Origin of the sequence: Streptomyces sp. NPDC023838, from assembly GCF_040639555.1 — a bacterium.
In the GTDB taxonomy this organism is placed as follows: Bacteria; Actinomycetota; Actinomycetes; order Streptomycetales; family Streptomycetaceae; genus Streptomyces.
Window position 1 is genome coordinate 17,718 of the sequence record NZ_JBFAAD010000013.1, and the last position, 18,360, is coordinate 36,077.

Here is an 18,360-nt window from a genome sequence, read left to right on the forward strand (position 1 = left end):
GTAACGCGTGAGAGGCCGGACTTGTGCCCGACCCGAGGCGGAGATTTTGCCTCACATCAAGGTCTGTTACTCAATCGACACCCAGCCGCACTCCTCAAGAGTGATCGTCTTGGATGGCGATCGGGACCGTACACGGTCCGAATGTCGCACTTCACGGGCGTCACCCCGTGTACTTCCCGTGATCTCACCCCCCGGAAACCCGGACTTTTCCCGGTTTTCCGGGGGAAGCCTTGATCACGGAGAGTAGATGGCCGGAAATTTGCCCCTGTGATTGATCACACACGGATATCTTCGGAACAGGTCCCGAAAATTCCGCTCAAAGCGAACTTCTCGACGGCATCGAAAAGCATCTCAGACGGGCAGGGTGACACGCATCACGAGACCCCCGCCCTCACGGGGCTCCGCGATGATACGGCCTCCGTGGGCCCGCGCGACCGACCGGGCGATGGACAGGCCGAGACCGACGCCCTTGTCACTCCCGGTCCGCTCGGTCCGCAGCCGCCGGAACGGCTCGAAGAGGTTGTCGATCTCGTACGCGGGAACCACCGGCCCGGTGTTCGACACCACCAGGACCGCCTGGCCCTCCTTGAGCTCGGTGGTCACCGAGACCCAGCCGTCCTGCGGCACGTTGTAGCGCACGGCGTTCTGCACCAGGTTCAGGGCGATCCGCTCCAGCAGCACGCCGTTGCCCTGGACCACCGCGAGGGCCCGCTCGCCGCGGATCTCCACGCCCTTGGCCTGGGCCTCGCCGCGCGCCTGGTCGATGGCGCGGGAGGCGACCTCGGCCAGGTCGACCGGCTTGCGGTCGACGATCTCGTTCTCGCTCCGGGCGAGCAGCAGCAGGCCCTCCACCAGCTGCTCGCTGCGCTCGTTGGTGGCCAGGAGCGTCTTGCCCAGCTGATGGAGCTCCATGGGCGCGCCGGGGTCGGAGAGGTGGACCTCCAGGAGCGTGCGGTTGATCGCCAGCGGGGTCCGCAGCTCGTGCGAGGCGTTGGCGACGAACCGCTGCTGGGCGGTGAAGGCCCGCTCCAGGCGGTCCAGCATGTCGTCGAAGGTGTCGGCGAGCTCCTTGAGCTCGTCGTCCGGGCCGTCCAGCTCGATCCGCCGGGTCAGGTCGGTCCCGGCCACCCGGCGGGCGGTGCGGGTGATCCGGCCCAGCGGCGACAGGACGCGGCCCGCCATCGCGTATCCGAAGGCGAACGCGATGACGCTCAGGCCCACCAGCGCCATCAGCGAGCGGGTCAGCAGGTCGTCGAGCGCGTGCTGGCGCTGCTGGGCGATGCAGGTACCGATCGCCTCGTTGAACTCCGCGATGTTGCCCGAGGTGGTGGGGAGCTGACAGCTGCCGCTCTGCACCGTCACGTTCTGCCCGCCGACGAGCTTGAAGGGCTGGTTGCCGCCGGTGTGCAGAGCCGACGCCGCGAGCAGGTAGATGATCGAGAGCAGCAGGATGCCCGCGATCATGAACATGCCGCCGTAGAGCAGGGTCAGCCTTATGCGGATGGTCGGGCGCACCCACGGGAAGGGCGGTTCGGCGCCCCGGGGGGCCCAGGTCGGCTTCGGTGGCGCCGTGGGTGGCGCGGGCGTGGTGGCCATCGCCGTCAGATCCGGTATCCGGAGCCCGGCACGGTGACGATGACGGGCGGCTCACCGAGCTTGCGGCGCAGCGTCATGACCGTCACGCGCACCACGTTGGTGAACGGGTCCGTGTTCTCGTCCCAGGCCTTCTCCAGGAGCTGCTCGGCCGAGACGACCGCGCCCTCGCTGCGCATCAGCACCTCCAGGACCGCGAACTCCTTGGGGGCCAGCTGGATCTCCTTGCCGTCGCGGAAGACCTCGCGCCGGTTGGGGTCGAGCTTGATGCCGGCGCGCTCCAGGATGGGCGGCAGCGGCACCGTCGTGCGCCGGCCCAGGGCGCGCACGCGCGCGGTGAGCTCGCTGAAGGCGAACGGCTTGGGCAGATAGTCGTCCGCGCCGATCTCCAGGCCCTCCACCCGGTCGCTGACGTCGCCGGAGGCGGTCAGCATCAGGACCCGGGTGGGCATGCCCAGCTCGACGATCTTGCGGCAGACGTCGTCGCCGTGCACCAGCGGGAGGTCCCGGTCGAGCACGACCACGTCGTAGTCATTGACCCCGATGCGCTCCAGGGCGGCCGCGCCGTCGTACACGACGTCGACGGCCATGGCCTCCCGGCGCAGTCCGGTGGCCACCGCATCGGCGAGCAGCTGCTCGTCCTCGACGACGAGTACGCGCACGGCGCATTTCCTTCCTGTGAGCCCTCGCGGGCCGCTGATGCCCCACGGGCGCCCGAGGGCCCGCGCGGGCGGTTCCTGAGCCCGTACGGGCCCTTCTGTGGGCACTGGAGCAGTGACTGTGTGCTTCCATCCTGCCCCTTACGGCCATAAACCGGCGGTAAGACGGTGCCGCCGCCCAGGCACCCCGCGACCTGCGGCTTCCAGGGCCGTCCGGGAATTCCCGGGATTGCCGCGCGAGTTGAGGTTTCTGGCAGACCGGGCCGGGGGAGGACGACTGCACATCCGCGATCACGCCCTGTATGTGGCATGCCACTACCCGCTGCCAGTGATCGTGATCGTGATCCACCGTCGGCACACCCCCGTGCCACCGCCACCGACCCACGACGAGGGGGCGCATTCATGGACGCATTCACCGCAGGACTCCTGCAGCGCATCAGGGCCACGGAGACGGACCTCACGCTGGCCCGCGAGACCGGCGACGACTTCCTCGCGGAGGTCGAGCAGGCCGAGCTCGACGATCTCCATCGCCTCGCCGCCGAACACGGCGTCGAGGTGGCGGCCGCGGCACACTGACGCGCCGGAGGAGACCCCCGGCACCGCGGGACGGTGCCGGGGGTCTCCGCTGTCCGGGGACGGCTGCGGGCCGGCTCAGTCGTGCCAGGCGCCGAGCTCCTCCAGGAGCGCCTGGAGCGGGCCGAAGAGCTCCGGGGTCGCCGCGATGGTCAGCTCCCGGGAGGCCGGGTCGCCCGCGCGCCCGCCGGTCAGGGCGCCCGCCTCGCGCGCGATGAGGTCGCCCGCCGCCAGGTCCCAGGGGTTGAGCCCGCGCTCGTAGTACGCGTCGAGGCGCCCGGCCGCCACGTCGCACAGGTCGATCGCCGCCGAGCCGCCTCGCCGGATGTCCCGGAACCGCGGGATCAGCCGCTCCACGACCGACGCCTGGTGGGCCCGGACCGACTGCACATAGGCGAAGCCGGTGCCCAGCAGCGACTGCTCCAGCGGGGCGGACGGGCGGCAGCGCAGCCGCCGCTCGCCCAGGAAGGCGCCGCCGCCGAGCACCGCGTGGTACGTCTCGCCGCGCATCGGGGCCTCGACCACGCCCGCTACCCGCACGCCGTCGCGCTCGGCGGCGATGGAGACGGCCCAAGTCGGCAGCCCGTACAGGTAGTTGACGGTTCCGTCCAGCGGGTCGATGACCCAGCGGATGCCGCTGGTGCCCTCGCTGGAGGCGCCCTCCTCGCCGAGGAAGCCGTCGGCGGGGCGGTGCTCGGAGAGGAAGCCGGTGATCAGCTTCTCGGCGGCGATGTCCATCTCGGTGACGACGTCGATGGAGCTCGTCTTGGTGGCGGCGACGCCCAGGTCGTCCGGGCGCCCGTCCCGCAGCAGCGCGCCGGCCCGGCGGGCGGCCTCCAGCGCGAGCGCGAGCAGCTCGGTGTTCTCGGCGTGCTCGGCGTGCTCGGCCTGCTCGGTCTGCCCGGCGCTCTCGGTCTGACCTGCGCTCTCGGCGTCCTGGTCGGTGTGGTGCGCGGTCATGCGTCGCTCCTTACGCGTACGGGCTGTCGGCGCCGGCCGCGGCCGGTCGGGGGGCGCGGGCCGGGCAGCAGCCGACCGGGCACAGGTCGTGCGAGGGGCCGAGCGCGCCCAGGGCGCAGCGCTCGACGCTCTGCCCGCGCTCGGCCGCCGCCCGCTCCAGCACCAGCTCGCGCACGGCGGCGGCGAACCGGGGGTCCGCGCCGACCGTGGCGGAGCGCACGACCGGCAGACCGAGCTCGGCGGCCTTGGCGGTGGCCTCCGTGTCCAGGTCGTAGAGGACCTCCATGTGGTCCGAGACGAAGCCGATGGGCACCATCACGACGGCGGGCACGCCCTTGCCGTGCAGCGTCTCCAGGTGGTCGCAGATGTCCGGCTCCAGCCAGGGGACGTGCGGGGCGCCGGAGCGTGACTGGTAGACGAGCTCCCAGGGCCGCTCCACCCCGGTCTCCTCGCGCACCGCGTCGGCGATCAGCCGGGCCACGTCCAGGTGCTCGCGGACGTAGGCGCCGCCCTGGCCGTGCTCCTCGGCCGGGCCGGAGGTGTCGGCGGAGGCGTCCGGGATCGAGTGCGTGGTGAACGCGAGGTGGGCGCCGGCGCGGACCTCCTCGGGGAGCTCCGCCAGCGAGGCGAGGACGCCGTCGATCATCGGGCGCACGAAGCCGGGGTGGTTGAAGTAGTGCCGCAGCTTGTCCACGCGGGGCGGCTCGATGCCCTCCGCCTCCAGCGCGGCCAGCGCGTCCGCCAGGTTCTCGCGGTACTGGCGGCAGCCCGAGTACGACGCGTAGGCGCTGGTCGTCAGCACGAGGATGCGGCGGTGGCCCGCCCGGGCCATCTCGCGCAGGGTGTCCGTCAGATACGGCGCCCAGTTCCGGTTGCCCCAGTGGACCGGGAGGTCCAGGCTGTTCTCCGCGAAGTCCTGGCGCAGGGCGTCCAGGAGGGCGCGGTTCTGGTCGTTGATGGGGCTGACCCCGCCGAACAGGAAGTAGTGCTGCCCCACCTCCTTGAGTCGCTCCTTGGGGATGCCCCGGCCGCGCGTCACGTTCTCCAGGAACGGGACCACGTCGTCCGGGCCCTCGGGGCCGCCGAAGGAGAGCAGCAGCAGGGCGTCGTACGGAGCCGCTTCGCCGGCCGCTCCAGGAGCTTGATCGCGCAGATCGGACATGACACCGATCCTGCCATCCGCCACTGACAGCCGGGCCACCGGGAAGCCCGGAAAACCCCGTGCGTCCGCGACGCCCGAAGCCGTAGAGTTCAACACCGTAAGCTTTAAACGTTAAGTACACGGTTGAGCCGGAAGCCGGAGCCCCCATGCCCAGTCCGTACCGCGCGATCTTCGCCGCCCCCGGCACCAAGCGGTTCTCCGCGGCCGGGCTGCTCGGGCGGATGCCGCTGTCCATGATGGGCATCGGCATCGTCACGATGGTCTCCCAGCTCACCGGCCGTTACGGCCTGGCCGGGGCGCTCTCCGCGACCCTCGCCATGTCGGCCGCCGTGCTCGGCCCGTACATCTCCCGCCTGGTCGACCGGCACGGCCAGCGCCGGGTGCTGCGGCCCGCCACGCTCGCGGCGGTGGCCGCCGTGGCCGGGCTGCTCGTCTGCGCCCAGCAGGGCGCGCCGGACTGGTCGCTGTTCGTCTTCGCGGCGGCCGCGGGCTGTGTGCCGAGCGTCGGCTCGATGGTCCGGGCGCGCTGGGCCGAGCTCTACCGGGGCGACGGGCAGAGCCTGCACGCCGCGTACTCGTGGGAATCGATCGTCGACGAGCTCTGCTTCATCGTCGGGCCGATCCTCTCCATCGGGCTGTCCACCGCCTGGTTCGCGGAGGCGGGCCCGCTGATCGCGGCCGCCTTCCTGGTCGTCGGCGTCTTCTGGCTGACCGCCCAGCGCGCCACCGAGCCGGTCCCGCACCCCCGCGAGCACCACACCGGCGGCTCCGCGCTGCGCTCTCCCGGGCTCCAGGTCCTGGTCGCCACCTTCGTCGCCACCGGCGCGATCTTCGGCGCGGTCGACGTGGTCACCGTGGCCTTCGCCGACGAGCGCGGCCACAAGGCGGCGGCCAGCCTGGTGCTCGCCGTGTACGCGCTGGGCTCCTGCCTCGCCGGAGCGGTCTTCGGGCTGCTGCGCCTCAAGGGCGCCCCTGCCACGAGGTGGCTGGTGGGAATGTGTGCGATGGCGGTGAGTATGATCCCGCTCCAACTGGCCGGGAGCCTGCCGTTCCTGGCCGTGGCGCTCTTTGTCGCGGGCCTGTCCATCGCACCGACGATGGTGACCACCATGGCCCTCGTCGAACAGCACGTACCGCGCAGCAAGCTCACCGAGGGCATGACCTGGACCAGTACCGGGCTCGCGGTCGGTGTGGCGCTCGGCTCGTCGGCCGCCGGCTGGGCGGTGGACGCGGCGGGCGCGCGCTCGGGGTATCTGGTGCCCGTCGTGGCGGGAGCGCTCGCGGCCGCGGTGGCGTTCCTGGGGTACCGCCGGCTGCGCAGGCCGGCACCGCAACGGGAGGGGCTCGGAGCAGATGAGCGGAGCGAGCAGCAGCGCGTGGCGTAACTGGGCGGGCAACGTCACGGCCCGGCCGGTGCGGGAGGTCTCCCCCGCCTCGGTGGCCGAGCTGGCCGACGCCGTGCGCCGGGCCGCCGAGGACGGTCTGAAGGTGAAGGCGGTCGGCACCGGCCACTCGTTCACCACGGCCGCCGCCACCGACGGCGTGCTCATACGCCCGGATCTGCTCACCGGCATCCGGGGGATCGACCGTACGGCGATGACCGTGACCGTCGAGGCGGGCACGTCCCTGAAGCGACTGAACGCGGTCCTCGCGCGCGAGGGCCTCTCGCTCACCAACATGGGCGACATCATGGAGCAGACGGTGGCCGGGGCCACCTCCACCGGCACGCACGGCACCGGCCGCGACTCGGCGTCGATAGCCGCGCAGATCACGGGTCTTGAGCTGATCACGGCCGACGGCTCGCTGCTGAAGTGCTCGGCCAAGGAGAATCCCGAGGTCTTCGCCGCGGCCCGGATCGGGCTCGGGGCGCTCGGCGTCGTCTCGGCCATCACCTTCGCCGTGGAGCCCGAGTTCCTGCTCACCGCGCGCGAGGAGCCGATGGCCTTCGACAAGGTCACCTCGGAGTTCGACGCGCTGCACGCCGAGAACGAGCACTTCGAGTTCTACTGGTTCCCGCACACCGGCAACTGCAACACCAAGCGCAACAACCGCAGCGTCGGTCCCGCCGCCCCGCCCGGACGGGTGAGCGGCTGGATCGAGGACGAGTTCATGTCGAACGGCCTCTTCCAGGTCGTCTGTTCGCTGGGCCGGGCCGTCCCCGCGACGATCCCCGCGATCGCCAAGGTGTCCAGCCGCGCCCTCTCCGCCCGGACGTACACCGACATTCCGTACAAGGTCTTCACCAGTCCGCGCCGGGTGCGGTTCGTGGAGATGGAGTACGCCCTGCCGCGCGAGGCCGTGGTGGGGGCGCTGCGCGAAGTGCGGGCGCTGGTCGACCGGTCGAACCTGCGGGTGAGCTTCCCGGTGGAGGTGCGCACCGCCCCGGCCGACGACATCGCGCTCTCCACGGCGTCGGGGCGCGACACCGCGTACATCGCCGTACACATGTACAAGGGCACGCCGTATCAGGCGTACTTCACCGCCGTGGAGCGGATCATGACCGCGCACGCGGGCCGTCCGCACTGGGGCAAGGTGCACACCCGCGACGCCGAGTACTTCGCCGAGGCCTATCCGCGCTTCGGCGAGTTCACGGCGCTGCGCGACCGGCTCGACCCGGACCGGCTGTTCGGCAACGCGTATCTGCGCCGGGTGCTCGGGGACTGACGTCCCCCTGATGTCCCACTGACCTGCTAGGGGGCGGGCGGGGCCGCTCCGGAGCCCGTTCCCGCGTCCGGGTCCGGGGTGGCGCCGCCCGAGCCGGTGGCCACGCCGTCCTTGGAAGGCGACGGCGAGGGCGGCGGGCCGGGGGTGCCGCCCGACGCCCCCGGACCACCACCGGTGGAGGGCCTGGGCGTGGGCGACGGGGTGGTGCCTCCCGAGCCCGTGGTGCCGCCTGTGGCGGACGTTCCGCCGGCCCCCTTCCCGGGGTCGGACTTCCCCGGAGACGGCTTCCCGGGATCCGGCGAGGAGGGCGTGCCCCCGTCGGTGCCGCCGTCGGCTCCCGTGCCGGGCGTGTGCGGGGCGCGCCGCTCGGGTTCCGAGTCCTTCTGCGACGACGTGCCGCCGCTCCCGCTGACGACCGAGCCGAATGTGGTGCCCCCGCCGCCGCCCAGCTCGCCGCCGGACGCCAGTTCGTACGCCGTGATGCCGCCCATCGCTACCGCGAAGACCACGGCGGCGCCCAGCGCCGACCGCTTCCAGCCCCGCAGCCGGGTGCCGTGGACGGTGGCCGCGCCGAACTCGCCCTCGCGCGCGTCCTCGTACACCGGAAGGCCCGCGTCGCGGCGCGCCCTGGGCAGCGACTGGACGGTGACATCGCGCAGTTGTTCCCCGGTACGCCGGAACAGGTGCTGGAAGACCGTGCCGCCACAGGTGGCGACGACGCTCACCACACCGGCGCCGATGACCGTCCCGTAGACACCGAGTCTGGAGGCGAGCACGGCGGCCGCGATCGCGGCGAGAGCGCTGCCCGCGACCTGGGGCACACTCAGGTCGAGTCGCCTCTCGTCCTGTTTGGTCCCGATATCCGGCTTCTCACCCATCTACAGCCTCTGTTCGCCCTTCTCCGCCAGCTTGTACGTAGTGGGGACCTATGGGCGAAGCGAAAAGTTCCGTTTCTGGCGATTCTGTGAACCACGACACGTACGAAGTACGTGTACGCACGGCGCGCGGCGTCCAACTCCCGCCCCCCAGGAGAACTTCGGCGGCGCGGCGGTCCACCCAGGTGGCCCGAATGGAGTACTGTGGCGAGCCCTGGGCCTGGTCTCCCTCTCGGGTTTCCGGGCTCTGCGGGAGGGGGCCGAAAGCGGCACTCGAACCGGCGGCGCCGCGGCACCGCACGGGCGCCTGCTGTCCAGGGCGACCACTTCGGTCACTCTGCGTTGCAAACAGGTAACCGTGCCATAACGGCGTTCCAGGGCCCATGCCCGACACGCCGGGCAACTCGGCAAGGTTGTGGCAGGCTGCACCCGGGCAGGCCACACTCGACTAGCGGAAGCAGCGACGCAGGTGACGTCGGCAGGCACCACCCGGGAGGTCCCCATGCCCGAACTGCGTGTCGTGGCCGTCTCCAACGACGGCACACGACTGGTGCTCAAGGCTGCGGACAGCACGGAGTACACGCTTCCGATCGATGAGCGGCTGCGCGCCGCCGTGCGCAACGACCGCGCCCGGCTCGGGCAGATCGAGATCGAGGTCGAAAGCCACCTCCGGCCTCGCGACATCCAGGCGCGGATACGGGCGGGTGCCTCGGCCGAGGAGGTCGCCCAGCTCGCCGGGATCCCGGTCGACCGGGTCCGGCGCTTCGAGGGCCCGGTGCTCGCGGAGCGCGCCTTCATGGCCGAGCGGGCGCGCAAGACCCCCGTGCGGCGTCCCGGCGAGAACACCGGCCCCCAGCTCGGCGAGGCCGTCCAGGAGCGGCTGCTGCTGCGCGGCGCCGACAAGGACAGCGTCCAGTGGGACTCCTGGCGCCGCGACGACGGCACCTGGGAAGTCCTGCTCGTCTACCGGGTGGCCACCGAGCCGCACGCCGCGAGCTGGACCTACGACCCGCCGCGCCGGCTCGTCCAGGCCGTCGACGACGAGGCCCGTTCGCTGATCGGCGAGACCGACGACACCCCCGAGCCGAGCTTCCCGTTCGTGCCGAGGATCGCCAGACTGCCCCGGGACCGGCCGCTGGACCGCGCCCTGGACCGGCAGCTGGAGCGCCCCACGGCGCCCGCACCGGAGCCCGCGCCGGACGAGAGCGACTCGCTCACCAGCCTGCTGGAGGCCGTGCCGAGCTTCCGGGGCGACATGGTGGTGCCTGAGCGGCCCGCCGCGCCGCCGGAGCCCCCGGCGAGCGAGCCCGAGGCGGAGCCCGAGGTCGAGGAGCCGCCCGCACCGGCGGCGTCGGCGGGCGCCGGCGCGGCGTACGCGGACGTCCTGATGCCCCGTTCGGTGACCGGCCACCGCGACCGCCTCACCGGCACCACGGACCGCCAGGCCGAGGCGGACGGCGTGCGGCCCGGGCGGCGGGCGGCGGTGCCGAGCTGGGACGAGATCGTCTTCGGCACGCGTCGCAAGAAGCAGGAGTAGCAAGCACCAGGAGCAGGACGTCTCGTCCGTGGAGACGCCTCGCACAGGGCTACGAGCCGAGGGGCCCGCGCCGAGCGCGGGCCCCTCGGTGCGCGCTACTGCGGGTCGGGGCCCGTGGCGACCGGGCGCGACTCGTCCGAGGACCACTGCGACCAGGACCCGGCGTAGAGCGCGGCGGGGATGCCCGCGACCGCCAGGGCCAGCACCTCGTGGGCGCCGGAGACCCCGGAGCCGCAGTAAACGCCGACCTCGGTGCCCGAGGCGCCCAGGGCCTTGAAGCGCTCGGCAAGCACCTCGGGGGCCAGGAAGCGCCCGTCGGGGCCCACGTTCTCGGTGGTCGGGGCGGAGACCGCGCCCGGGATGTGGCCGCCGACGCGGTCGATGGGCTCGACCTCGCCCCGGTACCGCTCCCCCGCCCGGGCGTCGAGCAGCAGTCCGGAGCGGGCCAGCGCGGCCGCCCCGTCCGCGTCCAGCAGGCCCACCGCGCCGGGCTCGGGGGCGAAGTCACCCTCGGCGGGCTCGGGGACGTCGGTGGACAGGGCGCCGGTCCAGGTGGCGAGGCCGCCGTCGAGGACGCGGACGTCCCGGTGACCCGTCCAGCGCAGCAGCCACCAGGCGCGCGCGGCCGCCCAGCCCTGGCCGCCGTCGTAGACGACCACCGGCGTCCCGGCCGACACGCCCGCGCGGCGCATCACGGCGCCGAACTCGGCCACATCGGGCAGCGGGTGGCGGCCACCGGCGCCCGGCGGCCCGGCGAGTTCCGCGTCGAGGTCGACGAAGACCGCGCCGGGCAGATGCCCGGCCTCGTACGCGGCCCGGCCGTCGAAGGGGACGGCGCCGGCCGCCGTCGCCAGGCTGAGCTGCCAGCGGACGTCCAGGAGGACCGGAGGGCGGGCCCCGGCCAGCTCGTGCGCCAGTTCGGGTGCGCTGATGATGGCGTTCATGGGGCCATCCTCGCGCAGCACGCGGCGCCACGTAACAGGAGCGAAAAGGGTGAGAAATACCAAAGCGGGCATCCTCCTGCGGGAACGCGCCAAAAGCGGCGCGGCCGGGGCGCGCTTGGCCGTCGGTGGTGCAAGCATCTGCGAGGGGTGGGCGTCGGCGCGGCCCGACCGCCCGCCTCTTCAGGGCGCGTTCTCACAGCGATGGTCCGAGGAGAGAGTCACGATGTCCCAGGCAGAGACCCGGCGCACGCCCGGCACACCCTGCTGGGTGAGCCTCATGGTGCACGGTCTGGCTCCCACCCAGGAGTTCTACGCGGCGCTGTTCGGCTGGGAGTTCCGGCCGGGGCCCGCCTCGCTCGGCCCCTATGTGCGGGCGCTGCTCGACGGCGCCGAGGTCGCGGGCATCGGGCAGCTTCCGCCCGACCGCCATCTGCCGATCGCCTGGACGACGTATCTGGCCACCGACGACGCCGACGCGACGGCCGAGACGATCCGGCACTGCGGCGGCACGGTCGGGGTCGGTCCGCTCGACGCGGGCGACGCCGGACGCCTGGTGATCGCCTCGGACCCGGAGGGCGCGGTCTTCGGCGCCTGGCAGGCCCAGGCGCACGTCGGCACGATGGTGGCGGGCGCCCCGGGCACGCCCGTCTGGAACGAGCTGGTGACCCGCGAGACGTCCACCGTCGGCAAGTTCTACGAGTCGCTGTTCGGCTACGAGAAGCAGACGCTGGACTCGCCCGACCTCGACCACGTGACGCTGCACATCGAGGGGCGCCCGGTCTGCTCGCTGCACGGCGTGGGCCACGCCCTGCCGCGGGACAAGGGCGCGCACTGGATGACGTACTTCGAGGTCGCGGACACGGACGAGGCGGCGGCCCGGGTCACGGAGCTGGGCGGCCAGGTGCTCAGACCCCCGCACGAGGACCAGAGCGGCCGCACGGCGACGGTGACGGACCCGGAGGGGGCGGTGTTCACGGTGGTCCGGTCGCACGATTGATCCGGCCCGACCGGGTCGGCCTTCAGGGGCGCGGGGCTGTGACACATGCGGCTCCGCCGCGCGGGCGCGCCCGGCCCCCACCGGCCCGCAGACGGAATCCGGGCCCCCGGAGCGCTACGCGTCGACCGGCAGCACGTCCGGCGACAGCGCCGCCGCCCGCGCTGCCGCCGCCGTCATCCGCCGGCGGTGGTGGCGCCGACAGAGCACCTCATAGCCGATCTCGTCCTCGGACTGGTTGACGTCCCCGACCACGACCTGCGCGCCCTCGACGACCATCTCGCCGCCCCGGGTACGGGCGTTGTGCGTGGCCCGCGCCCCGCACCAGCAGAGCGCCTCGACCTGGAGGACCTCGACGCGGTCGGCCAGTTCGACCAGCCGCTGGGAGCCGGGGAAGAGCTTGGACCGGAAGTCGGTGGTGATGCCGAACGCGAAGACGTCCAGGTCGAGGTCGTCGACGACCCGGGCGAGCTGGTCGATCTGACCGGGCGCGAGGAACTGCGCCTCGTCGGCGATCACGTAGTCGCAGCGGCCGCCCTTGGAGAGGTGGGCGACGAGGTACGCGTAGAAGTCGAAGCCCTCGGCGGCCTCGACGGCGTCCGTCACCAGGCCGAGCCGGGAGGACAGCTTGCCCTCGCCCGCGCGGTCGTCCCGCGTGAAGATCATGCCCTGGAGGCCGCGCGCGGAGCGGTTGTGCTCGATCTGAAGAGCGAGGGTGCTCTTTCCGCAGTCCATCGTTCCGGAGAAGAACACCAGCTCGGGCATGGGAAGGTGACGGCCTTTCGGATCTGCGCACGCGTCCGCGTACAGGAGACAGGGGGAGGTGCGGGAGGGTTACGAGCGTACTTCGAGGAGCGGCACGAGCTGCTCGACGGGGGTCATCGAGCCGTGCATGCCGACCATCGCGGACTCGTGCGGCTCGTTCTGCGAGGCGGTGATCACCACATCGGCGCTCGCGGCCGCGACGACGTCGCCGATCCGCCCGTACACGCGCTCGTCGCAGGCGCCCGGCTGCCCGAACCAGCCCGCCGCTATGGCCTCGTCGCGGCTCGCCACCCAGAACTGCTCGCCGAGCACCTCGCGCCAGACGGCGAGCACGTCGGCCTGGGCGCCCGGCACCGCGTACACGTGGCGCGCCCGGCCCTCGCCGCCGAGCAGGGCCACTCCGGCGCGCAGCTCCCAGTCCTCGTCGAAGTCGATGCGGGACTGTTCGTCGAAGGGGATGTCGATCATGCCGTGGTCGGCGGTGACGTAGAGCGCGGAGCGCGGCGGCAGCTGCTCGGCCAGGCGCTGGACCAGCCGGTCGACGTACATCAACTGGCCGCGCCAGGCGTCCGAGTCCACACCGAAGCGGTGGCCCTTGCCGTCGACCTCGCTGTAGTACGTGTAGACCAGCGAGCGGTCCCCGGCGGCCAGTTGGTGGGCGGCCAGGTCCATGCGGTCCTCGCCGGTCAGCCGGCCATGAAACGTTCCGCCACTGAGCGCGACCTTGGTGAGCGGGGTGTGCTGGAAGGTCGGCGAGGACACCTGGGCGGTGTGCACGCCGGCCGCGTCGGCCAGCTGGAAGACCGTGGGGTACGGCTGCCAGACGTGCGGGTCGGTCCACGGCTTCCAGCGGAGCTGGTTCATCAGCTCGCCGGTCTCCGGATTGCGCGCGGTGTAGCCGGGCAGGCCGTGCGCGGCGGGCGGCAGGCCGGTGCCGACGGAGGCGAGCGAGGTGGCGGTGGTGGCCGGGAACCCGGCGGTGATCGGCCGTCCGGTGCCGCCGCGCGAGGTGGCGAGCAGCCCGTGCAGATAGGGCGCCTCGTCGGGGTGGGCCTTGATCTGTTCCCAGCCGAGCCCGTCGATCAGGAACACGCAGTTCCGGTCGGCCGGGGCCAGCTCGGGGATGGTGGCGCTCACACCGGGCACGCCCATGCCGGCCGAGAGGGTGGGCAGCAGATCGGCGAGCGAGCCGCTGCCGTACTCGGGCACGGGGGCGGTGTCGAGGGCGAGGGGTTCCGGGTCCTGCCAGGCGGGCTGGGCCATCAGCGGGCGGTGGCCGCGGTGGCTTCGGAGAGCGCCTGGGCGAAGTCGAGCGTCTGGCGCACGGTGTCCGGGCCGTCCCCGGCCTCGCTGACGCGCAGGCTCAGGTCGTCGGCGGTGGCGTTGCCGGTGTAGCCGTGGTCGGCGTCGCAGTTGGGGTCGCCGCAGGCGGCGGGCTCCAGGTCGATACGGGAGACGGCGCCCCAGCCGATGGTCAGGACGACCTCGCGGGGCAGGGTGCCCGGGGTGTACGACTCGGGGTTGGCGACCACGCGGCTGACGACCACGGACGAGATCCGGTCGAGCTTCACGGACTCGGTGGAGGTCGTGGCGTACGGCGTCGGGGAGCTGGTGTCGGCGTTCTGCTCGTCGGTGTGGCTGACGATGAAACGGTTGCCCGTCAGAACCAGGACCGTCACGTGGCGGCGCACCTCGTTGGCGTCGAAGGTGGTCTCCTGGTGGACCAGGTACGACGCGATGGGCTCACCACCGACGGCTGCCTCCACCGCCTCGGCCACAAGGGCCGGGTAGTAGCCGCTGCGCTCGATCGCCGCGCGCAGCCCCTGGGTCATCGTGCCGGTCTTCGCCATGGGCTCCATCCTACGGGGCCCCGGGGCCCGATCGTTTCAGTAGCTGGGCAGGCGCCTCGGGCCCAGGTCGGAGCGGGGCGGCGGGGGTGCGAGGCGGACGCTCGCGCCGAGTACGGACACGCCGTGCTGGGCCACGACGACCGGTTCCAGGGAGACGGCGACGACCTCCGGGTGGTCGTCGACCAGGCGCGAGACCCGCAGCAGCAGCTCTTCGAGGGCCGCCGTGTCCACCGGTGCGGAGCCCCGCCAGCCGAAGAGCAGGGGTGCGGTCCGGATCGACCGGACAAGCTCGGCGGCGTCCCGGTCGGTGGCGGGGACGAGCCGGTGGCCGGTGTCGCCGAGCAGCTCGGAGGCGGCTCCGGCGAGGCCGAAGGAGAGCACGGCGCCGACGGCCGGGTCGATGGCGGCGCGCACGACGGTGTCCACGCCGCGCGGCGCCATCGCCTGGACGACCGGCCGCAGCTCCTCGGGCTTGCCGAGGGCCTGCGTCAACTCGGCGTACGCGCGCCGCAGTTGTTCCTCGTCGGCGAGGTCGAGGCGGACGCCGCCGAGGTCGGGGCGGTGGCGCAGGTGCGGGGCGGTGGTCTTGAGGGCCACGGGGTAGCCGAGGCGGGCGGCGGCCGTGACGGCGGCGTCGGGGTGGGGCGCGGGCAGGGCTGGGCGCACGGGGATGCCGTAGCGGCCGAGGAGTGCCCCCGCCTCTTCGGCGGCGAGGGTCGTGCCCCTCGGGTCCGCGTCCCCGAGCAGCCGCTCGATGTCGGCGGCGGCCGCGGCCTCGTCGATGTCGTCGTACTCCGGCACCCGGCCCTGCTCGGCTGCCTGCCGCCGCCACTGGCCGTACCGGACGGCCTCCGCCAGGGCGCGTACGGCGCGCTCCGCGGCGGGGTAGGCGGGGATGCGGTGGGGGTGGGCGGAGGGTTCGGGTGCGGGTACGTCAGGGCTGGGGGCTTGTCCCCCGCCCCGCCCCTTCCCGAGACCCTCCGGGGGTGGGGGCGGGGTGAGGTGAGCGGAAACCCTCGGGGCCTGCGCCCCCGAACCCCCGACGGGGCTGCGCCCCTGCACCCCCTCGGGGCTCCGCCCCGGAACCCCGACGGGGCCTGCGGCCCCTGCACCCCGCTGGGGCTGCGCCCCGGGCATCACCGTGGGGGCCACGCCCGTGCCGTCGGCGGGGGTGCGCCCCTGCATCCCCTGGAGGCTCTGCTCCGGGGCCGCCTCGGGGGCAGTCGCCCCGCCCCGCCGCGCCTGATCGTTGCCGTCCGTTGTGGGCAGTCGTTCCGCTGGGGCGATGGCGGTCCCCCCTGCTCTGGCGGAGCCGAGAGCTTGGGGGAGGGTGGGCACAGCGGACCACCGGGCCGCAGCCGTGCCCCGCCGCCCCGTGCTCGCCGCGCTGGCGAGCGCCTCCGCCAAACCCCCCAGCTCCACGTGGACCACCGCCACCGGCTTCGCCGGGGCCGTGGACGTGGCCTGCTGGAGGGCCGTGGCCAGGGCTTCGTCGGGGTAGCCGGGCTCGCCCACCCAGGGGATCGCCGTGACCACCACCGCGTCGCAGAACTCGTCCGCCAGGGCGCGGGCCAGCGCGTCGCGGAAGTCCGCGGGGGTGGCCGCCGTCGTCAGGTCGACGGGCGGGTGCGGGCGCAGGCCCTCCGTGAGGCAGGCGTCGTAGGTGAGCAGGCCCAGGGATTCCGAGTTGCCCAGGATCGCCACGCGCGGGCCGGCCGGGAGCGGCTGGCCCGCCAGGAGGACGCCCGCGTCGACCAGCTCGGTCACCGTGTCCACCCGGATCACGCCCGCCTGGCGCAGCAGCGCCGAGACCGCCGCGTCCGGGACCCGGGTCACCGGGACCGCGTGGCCGGGCGGGGTCGAGCCGCTGTGGCGGGCGCCCTTCACCGCGACCACCGGCTTCACCGCCGCCGTGCGCCGCGCGAGCCGGGTGAACTTGCGCGGGTTGCCGATGGATTCGAGGTACAGCAGGACCACGTCCGTGTCCGCGTCCTCGTACCAGTACTGGAGGATGTCGTTGCCCGAGACGTCCGCCCGGTTGCCCGACGAGATGAAGGTCGACAGGCCCGCGCCGCGCCGGTGCAGGCCCGACAGGAGCGCGATCCCGATCGCGCCCGACTGGGTGAACAGACCGATCCGGCCCCGCTGCGGCGGCTCGGGCGCGAGCGAGGCGTTCAGCCGCGTCCCGGGCGCGGTGTTGATGACGCCGAACGCGTTCGGCCCGATCAGCCGCATCCCGTACGACCGCACCTGGCGCAGCAGTTCACGCTGGCGCTCGCGCCCGGCCGCGCCGCTCTCGGCGTACCCGGCGGAGAGGACGACCAGGCCCTGCACCCCGTGCTCGCCGCACTCCGCGACCGCCTCCGGCACCCGTTCGGCCGGGACCGCGACGACCGCGAGGTCGACCTGTTCGGTGATGTCGCCGAGCGAGCGGACGCCACGGACGCCGTCGACCTGCGAACCGCCCTCCGGGAAGGCCCGGTTGACCGCGTACACGCGACCGGTGAACCCCGCCCCGAGCAGATTGCGCAGCACGGTGCGCCCCACGCCGCCCGGCGCGCGTCCGGTGCCGATCACGGCCACCGAGCCGGGGGCGAGCAGCCGCTGCACCGAGCGCGCCTCCGCCCGCTGCTCGCGGGCGCGCTGCACGGCCAGCGACTCGGCGGTCGGCTCCAGATCGAGCGTGAGATGGACCGAGCCGTCCTCGAAGGAACGCTTCTGCTGGTAGCCCGCGTCCGTGAACACCTTGATCATCTTGTTGTTGGCGGGCAGCACCTCCGCCGCGAACCGCCGGATCCCCCGCTCACGGGCCACCGCCGCCACGTGTTCGAGCAGCGCGGAGGCGACTCCGCGCCCCTGGTGGGCGTCCTGGACCAGGAACGCCACCTCGGCCTCGTCGGCCGGCGCCGAGGCGGGCCTGCCCTGGGCGTTGATCCGGTCGTAGCGGACGGTCGCGATGAACTCGCCGCCCACCGTCGCCGCGAGCCCGACACGGTCCACGTAGTCGTGATGGGTGAAGCGGTGCACGTCCTTCGCCGACAGCCGGGGGTAGGGCGCGAAGAAGCGGTAGTACTTGGACTCGTCCGACACCTGCTCGTAGAACGAGACGAGCCGCTCCGCGTCGTCGGTGGTGATGGGCCTGATCCGCGCGGTCCCCCCGTCGCGCAGCACGACGTCGGCCTCCCAGTGGGCCGGGTACGCGGGGTCCTGCGTCTTCTCCTGCGGAGCCTGCATACCGGCAGCCTACGGGTCGCGGGGCCGGTGCGGTCAGGTCAAGGTAGGGGCAAGTGGAGAGGCGGCCAGGGCCGAAGGGCCGCCGGATCCTGGACCGAGGTCGGCACGAGCACCGCGCAGGACATGAGAGACTGGTCTAGACAACCGTCAGAGATTTCGAAGGGCATCACCATGGCTGAGCGCCGCGTCAATGTCGGCTGGGCCGAGGGCCTGCACGCCCGCCCCGCTTCCATCTTCGTCCGCGCCGCCACGGCCTCCGGCGTCCCCGTGACGATCGCCAAGGCCGACGGCAGCCCGGTCAACGCCGCCTCCATGCTCGCGGTGCTCGGCCTGGGCGCGCAGGGCGGCGAGGAGATCGTGCTGGCTTCCGAGGCGGACGGCGCCGAGGTGGCCCTGGACCGTCTGGCGAAGCTGGTCGAGGAAGGCCTTGAGGAGCTCCCCGAGACCGTCTGACCGCACCCGGCCGGCGAACCCCGGCCCGGGCCGGCGCGTCACCGCACTTCGCGATCGGAGCCGCGGACCCTGAATTCAGGGTCCGCGGCTCCTTTGC

General features: G+C 73.2%; 16 protein-coding genes. 6 read left to right on the top strand and 10 right to left on the bottom strand.

The window, feature by feature from the left end; genetic code table 11:
* Positions 1 to 351: 351 nt before the first annotated feature.
* Both AB0G17_RS17950 and AB0G17_RS17955 read right to left on the bottom strand, forming a co-directional pair.
* Positions 352 to 1,596, bottom strand: a complete 1,245-nt coding sequence (locus AB0G17_RS17950) for a HAMP domain-containing sensor histidine kinase (RefSeq protein ID WP_361382959.1) — start codon at positions 1,594 to 1,596, stop codon at positions 352 to 354.
* 5 nt (positions 1,597 to 1,601) lie between these two features.
* Positions 1,602 to 2,255: a response regulator transcription factor gene (locus AB0G17_RS17955; RefSeq protein WP_067165171.1), complete on the bottom strand. Its 654-nt coding sequence runs from the start codon at positions 2,253 to 2,255 to the stop codon at positions 1,602 to 1,604.
* A gap of 399 nt (positions 2,256 to 2,654) precedes the next feature.
* Here AB0G17_RS17955 and AB0G17_RS17960 point away from each other — a divergent pair, with 399 nt between their 5' ends.
* Complete coding sequence (locus tag AB0G17_RS17960) at positions 2,655 to 2,828, top strand: hypothetical protein (RefSeq protein ID WP_361382962.1); 174 nt, start codon at positions 2,655 to 2,657, stop codon at positions 2,826 to 2,828.
* Positions 2,829 to 2,903: 75 nt separating this feature from the next.
* On the opposite strand, the gene AB0G17_RS17965 is transcribed toward AB0G17_RS17960, so the two are convergent.
* Positions 2,904 to 3,785, bottom strand: a complete 882-nt coding sequence (locus AB0G17_RS17965; protein ID WP_361382965.1) for an inositol monophosphatase family protein — start codon at positions 3,783 to 3,785, stop codon at positions 2,904 to 2,906.
* Between the two features lie 10 nt (positions 3,786 to 3,795).
* Positions 3,796 to 4,947: a ferrochelatase gene (locus tag AB0G17_RS17970; RefSeq protein WP_361382968.1), complete on the bottom strand. Its 1,152-nt coding sequence runs from the start codon at positions 4,945 to 4,947 to the stop codon at positions 3,796 to 3,798.
* 146 nt (positions 4,948 to 5,093) lie between these two features.
* Between AB0G17_RS17970 and AB0G17_RS17975 the strand changes: the two genes are divergently transcribed.
* Both AB0G17_RS17975 and AB0G17_RS17980 read left to right on the top strand, forming a co-directional pair.
* Entirely contained in the window at positions 5,094 to 6,332 is a 1,239-nt protein-coding gene (locus AB0G17_RS17975; protein ID WP_361382974.1) for an MFS transporter, read from the top strand.
* Positions 6,301 to 7,611, top strand: a complete 1,311-nt coding sequence (locus AB0G17_RS17980) for a D-arabinono-1,4-lactone oxidase (RefSeq protein ID WP_361382977.1) — start codon at positions 6,301 to 6,303, stop codon at positions 7,609 to 7,611. Before AB0G17_RS17975 ends, AB0G17_RS17980 begins: the two co-directional genes overlap by 32 nt.
* A gap of 26 nt (positions 7,612 to 7,637) precedes the next feature.
* Here AB0G17_RS17980 and AB0G17_RS17985 read toward each other — a convergent pair whose 3' ends face one another.
* Positions 7,638 to 8,489 (bottom strand): hypothetical protein, encoded by an 852-nt coding sequence (locus tag AB0G17_RS17985; protein ID WP_361382980.1) that lies wholly within the window; start codon positions 8,487 to 8,489, stop codon positions 7,638 to 7,640.
* 499 nt (positions 8,490 to 8,988) lie between these two features.
* Between AB0G17_RS17985 and sepH the strand changes: the two genes are divergently transcribed.
* Entirely contained in the window at positions 8,989 to 10,023 is a 1,035-nt protein-coding gene (sepH, locus tag AB0G17_RS17990) for a septation protein SepH (protein ID WP_361382983.1), read from the top strand.
* A 95-nt stretch (positions 10,024 to 10,118) separates the two neighbouring features.
* Here the strand turns inward: sepH and AB0G17_RS17995 are convergent, their stop codons facing one another.
* Positions 10,119 to 10,967, bottom strand: coding sequence for a sulfurtransferase (locus tag AB0G17_RS17995; protein WP_361382986.1), 849 nt, complete (start codon positions 10,965 to 10,967; stop codon positions 10,119 to 10,121).
* 223 nt (positions 10,968 to 11,190) lie between these two features.
* Here AB0G17_RS17995 and AB0G17_RS18000 point away from each other — a divergent pair, with 223 nt between their 5' ends.
* A complete protein-coding gene (locus AB0G17_RS18000) occupies positions 11,191 to 11,964 on the top strand; it encodes a VOC family protein (RefSeq protein WP_361382988.1) in 774 nt (257 codons plus the stop codon).
* 114 nt (positions 11,965 to 12,078) lie between these two features.
* Here AB0G17_RS18000 and AB0G17_RS18005 read toward each other — a convergent pair whose 3' ends face one another.
* From AB0G17_RS18005 to AB0G17_RS18020, 4 genes are all read right to left on the bottom strand, one after another.
* Positions 12,079 to 12,726, bottom strand: coding sequence for a thymidine kinase (locus tag AB0G17_RS18005; RefSeq protein ID WP_067165158.1), 648 nt, complete (start codon positions 12,724 to 12,726; stop codon positions 12,079 to 12,081).
* A gap of 69 nt (positions 12,727 to 12,795) precedes the next feature.
* On the bottom strand, positions 12,796 to 13,989 hold the full coding sequence (locus tag AB0G17_RS18010) for a nucleotide pyrophosphatase/phosphodiesterase family protein (protein WP_361382991.1): 1,194 nt from the start codon (positions 13,987 to 13,989) through the stop codon (positions 12,796 to 12,798).
* A complete protein-coding gene (locus AB0G17_RS18015) occupies positions 13,989 to 14,576 on the bottom strand; it encodes a DUF5998 family protein (protein ID WP_283141062.1) in 588 nt (195 codons plus the stop codon). Before AB0G17_RS18015 ends, AB0G17_RS18010 begins: the two co-directional genes overlap by 1 nt.
* 36 nt (positions 14,577 to 14,612) lie before the next feature.
* A complete protein-coding gene (locus tag AB0G17_RS18020; RefSeq protein ID WP_361382994.1) occupies positions 14,613 to 17,810 on the bottom strand; it encodes a GNAT family N-acetyltransferase in 3,198 nt (1,065 codons plus the stop codon).
* 171 nt (positions 17,811 to 17,981) lie between these two features.
* On the opposite strand from AB0G17_RS18020, the gene AB0G17_RS18025 reads away from it, so the two are divergent.
* Entirely contained in the window at positions 17,982 to 18,263 is a 282-nt protein-coding gene (locus AB0G17_RS18025; RefSeq protein ID WP_361382997.1) for an HPr family phosphocarrier protein, read from the top strand.
* Positions 18,264 to 18,360: the final 97 nt, after the last annotated feature.

What these genes read in the sequence shown, in the direction of transcription:
- AB0G17_RS17950 (WP_361382959.1), bottom strand. Translation starts at nt 1,596, where the DNA reads ATGGCCACCACGCCCGCGCCACCCACGGCGCCACCGAAGCCGACCTGG.
- AB0G17_RS17960 (WP_361382962.1), top strand. Translation starts at nt 2,655, where the DNA reads ATGGACGCATTCACCGCAGGACTCCTGCAGCGCATCAGGGCCACGGAG.
- AB0G17_RS17965 (WP_361382965.1), bottom strand. Translation starts at nt 3,785, where the DNA reads ATGACCGCGCACCACACCGACCAGGACGCCGAGAGCGCAGGTCAGACC.
- AB0G17_RS17970 (WP_361382968.1), bottom strand. Translation starts at nt 4,947, where the DNA reads ATGTCCGATCTGCGCGATCAAGCTCCTGGAGCGGCCGGCGAAGCGGCT.
- AB0G17_RS17975 (WP_361382974.1), top strand. Translation starts at nt 5,094, where the DNA reads ATGCCCAGTCCGTACCGCGCGATCTTCGCCGCCCCCGGCACCAAGCGG.
- AB0G17_RS17980 (WP_361382977.1), top strand. Translation starts at nt 6,301, where the DNA reads ATGAGCGGAGCGAGCAGCAGCGCGTGGCGTAACTGGGCGGGCAACGTC.
- AB0G17_RS17985 (WP_361382980.1), bottom strand. Translation starts at nt 8,489, where the DNA reads ATGGGTGAGAAGCCGGATATCGGGACCAAACAGGACGAGAGGCGACTC.
- sepH (WP_361382983.1), top strand. Translation starts at nt 8,989, where the DNA reads ATGCCCGAACTGCGTGTCGTGGCCGTCTCCAACGACGGCACACGACTG.
- AB0G17_RS17995 (WP_361382986.1), bottom strand. Translation starts at nt 10,967, where the DNA reads ATGAACGCCATCATCAGCGCACCCGAACTGGCGCACGAGCTGGCCGGG.
- AB0G17_RS18000 (WP_361382988.1), top strand. Translation starts at nt 11,191, where the DNA reads ATGTCCCAGGCAGAGACCCGGCGCACGCCCGGCACACCCTGCTGGGTG.
- AB0G17_RS18005 (WP_067165158.1), bottom strand. Translation starts at nt 12,726, where the DNA reads ATGCCCGAGCTGGTGTTCTTCTCCGGAACGATGGACTGCGGAAAGAGC.
- AB0G17_RS18010 (WP_361382991.1), bottom strand. Translation starts at nt 13,989, where the DNA reads ATGGCCCAGCCCGCCTGGCAGGACCCGGAACCCCTCGCCCTCGACACC.
- AB0G17_RS18015 (WP_283141062.1), bottom strand. Translation starts at nt 14,576, where the DNA reads ATGGCGAAGACCGGCACGATGACCCAGGGGCTGCGCGCGGCGATCGAG.
- AB0G17_RS18020 (WP_361382994.1), bottom strand. Translation starts at nt 17,810, where the DNA reads ATGCAGGCTCCGCAGGAGAAGACGCAGGACCCCGCGTACCCGGCCCAC.
- AB0G17_RS18025 (WP_361382997.1), top strand. Translation starts at nt 17,982, where the DNA reads ATGGCTGAGCGCCGCGTCAATGTCGGCTGGGCCGAGGGCCTGCACGCC.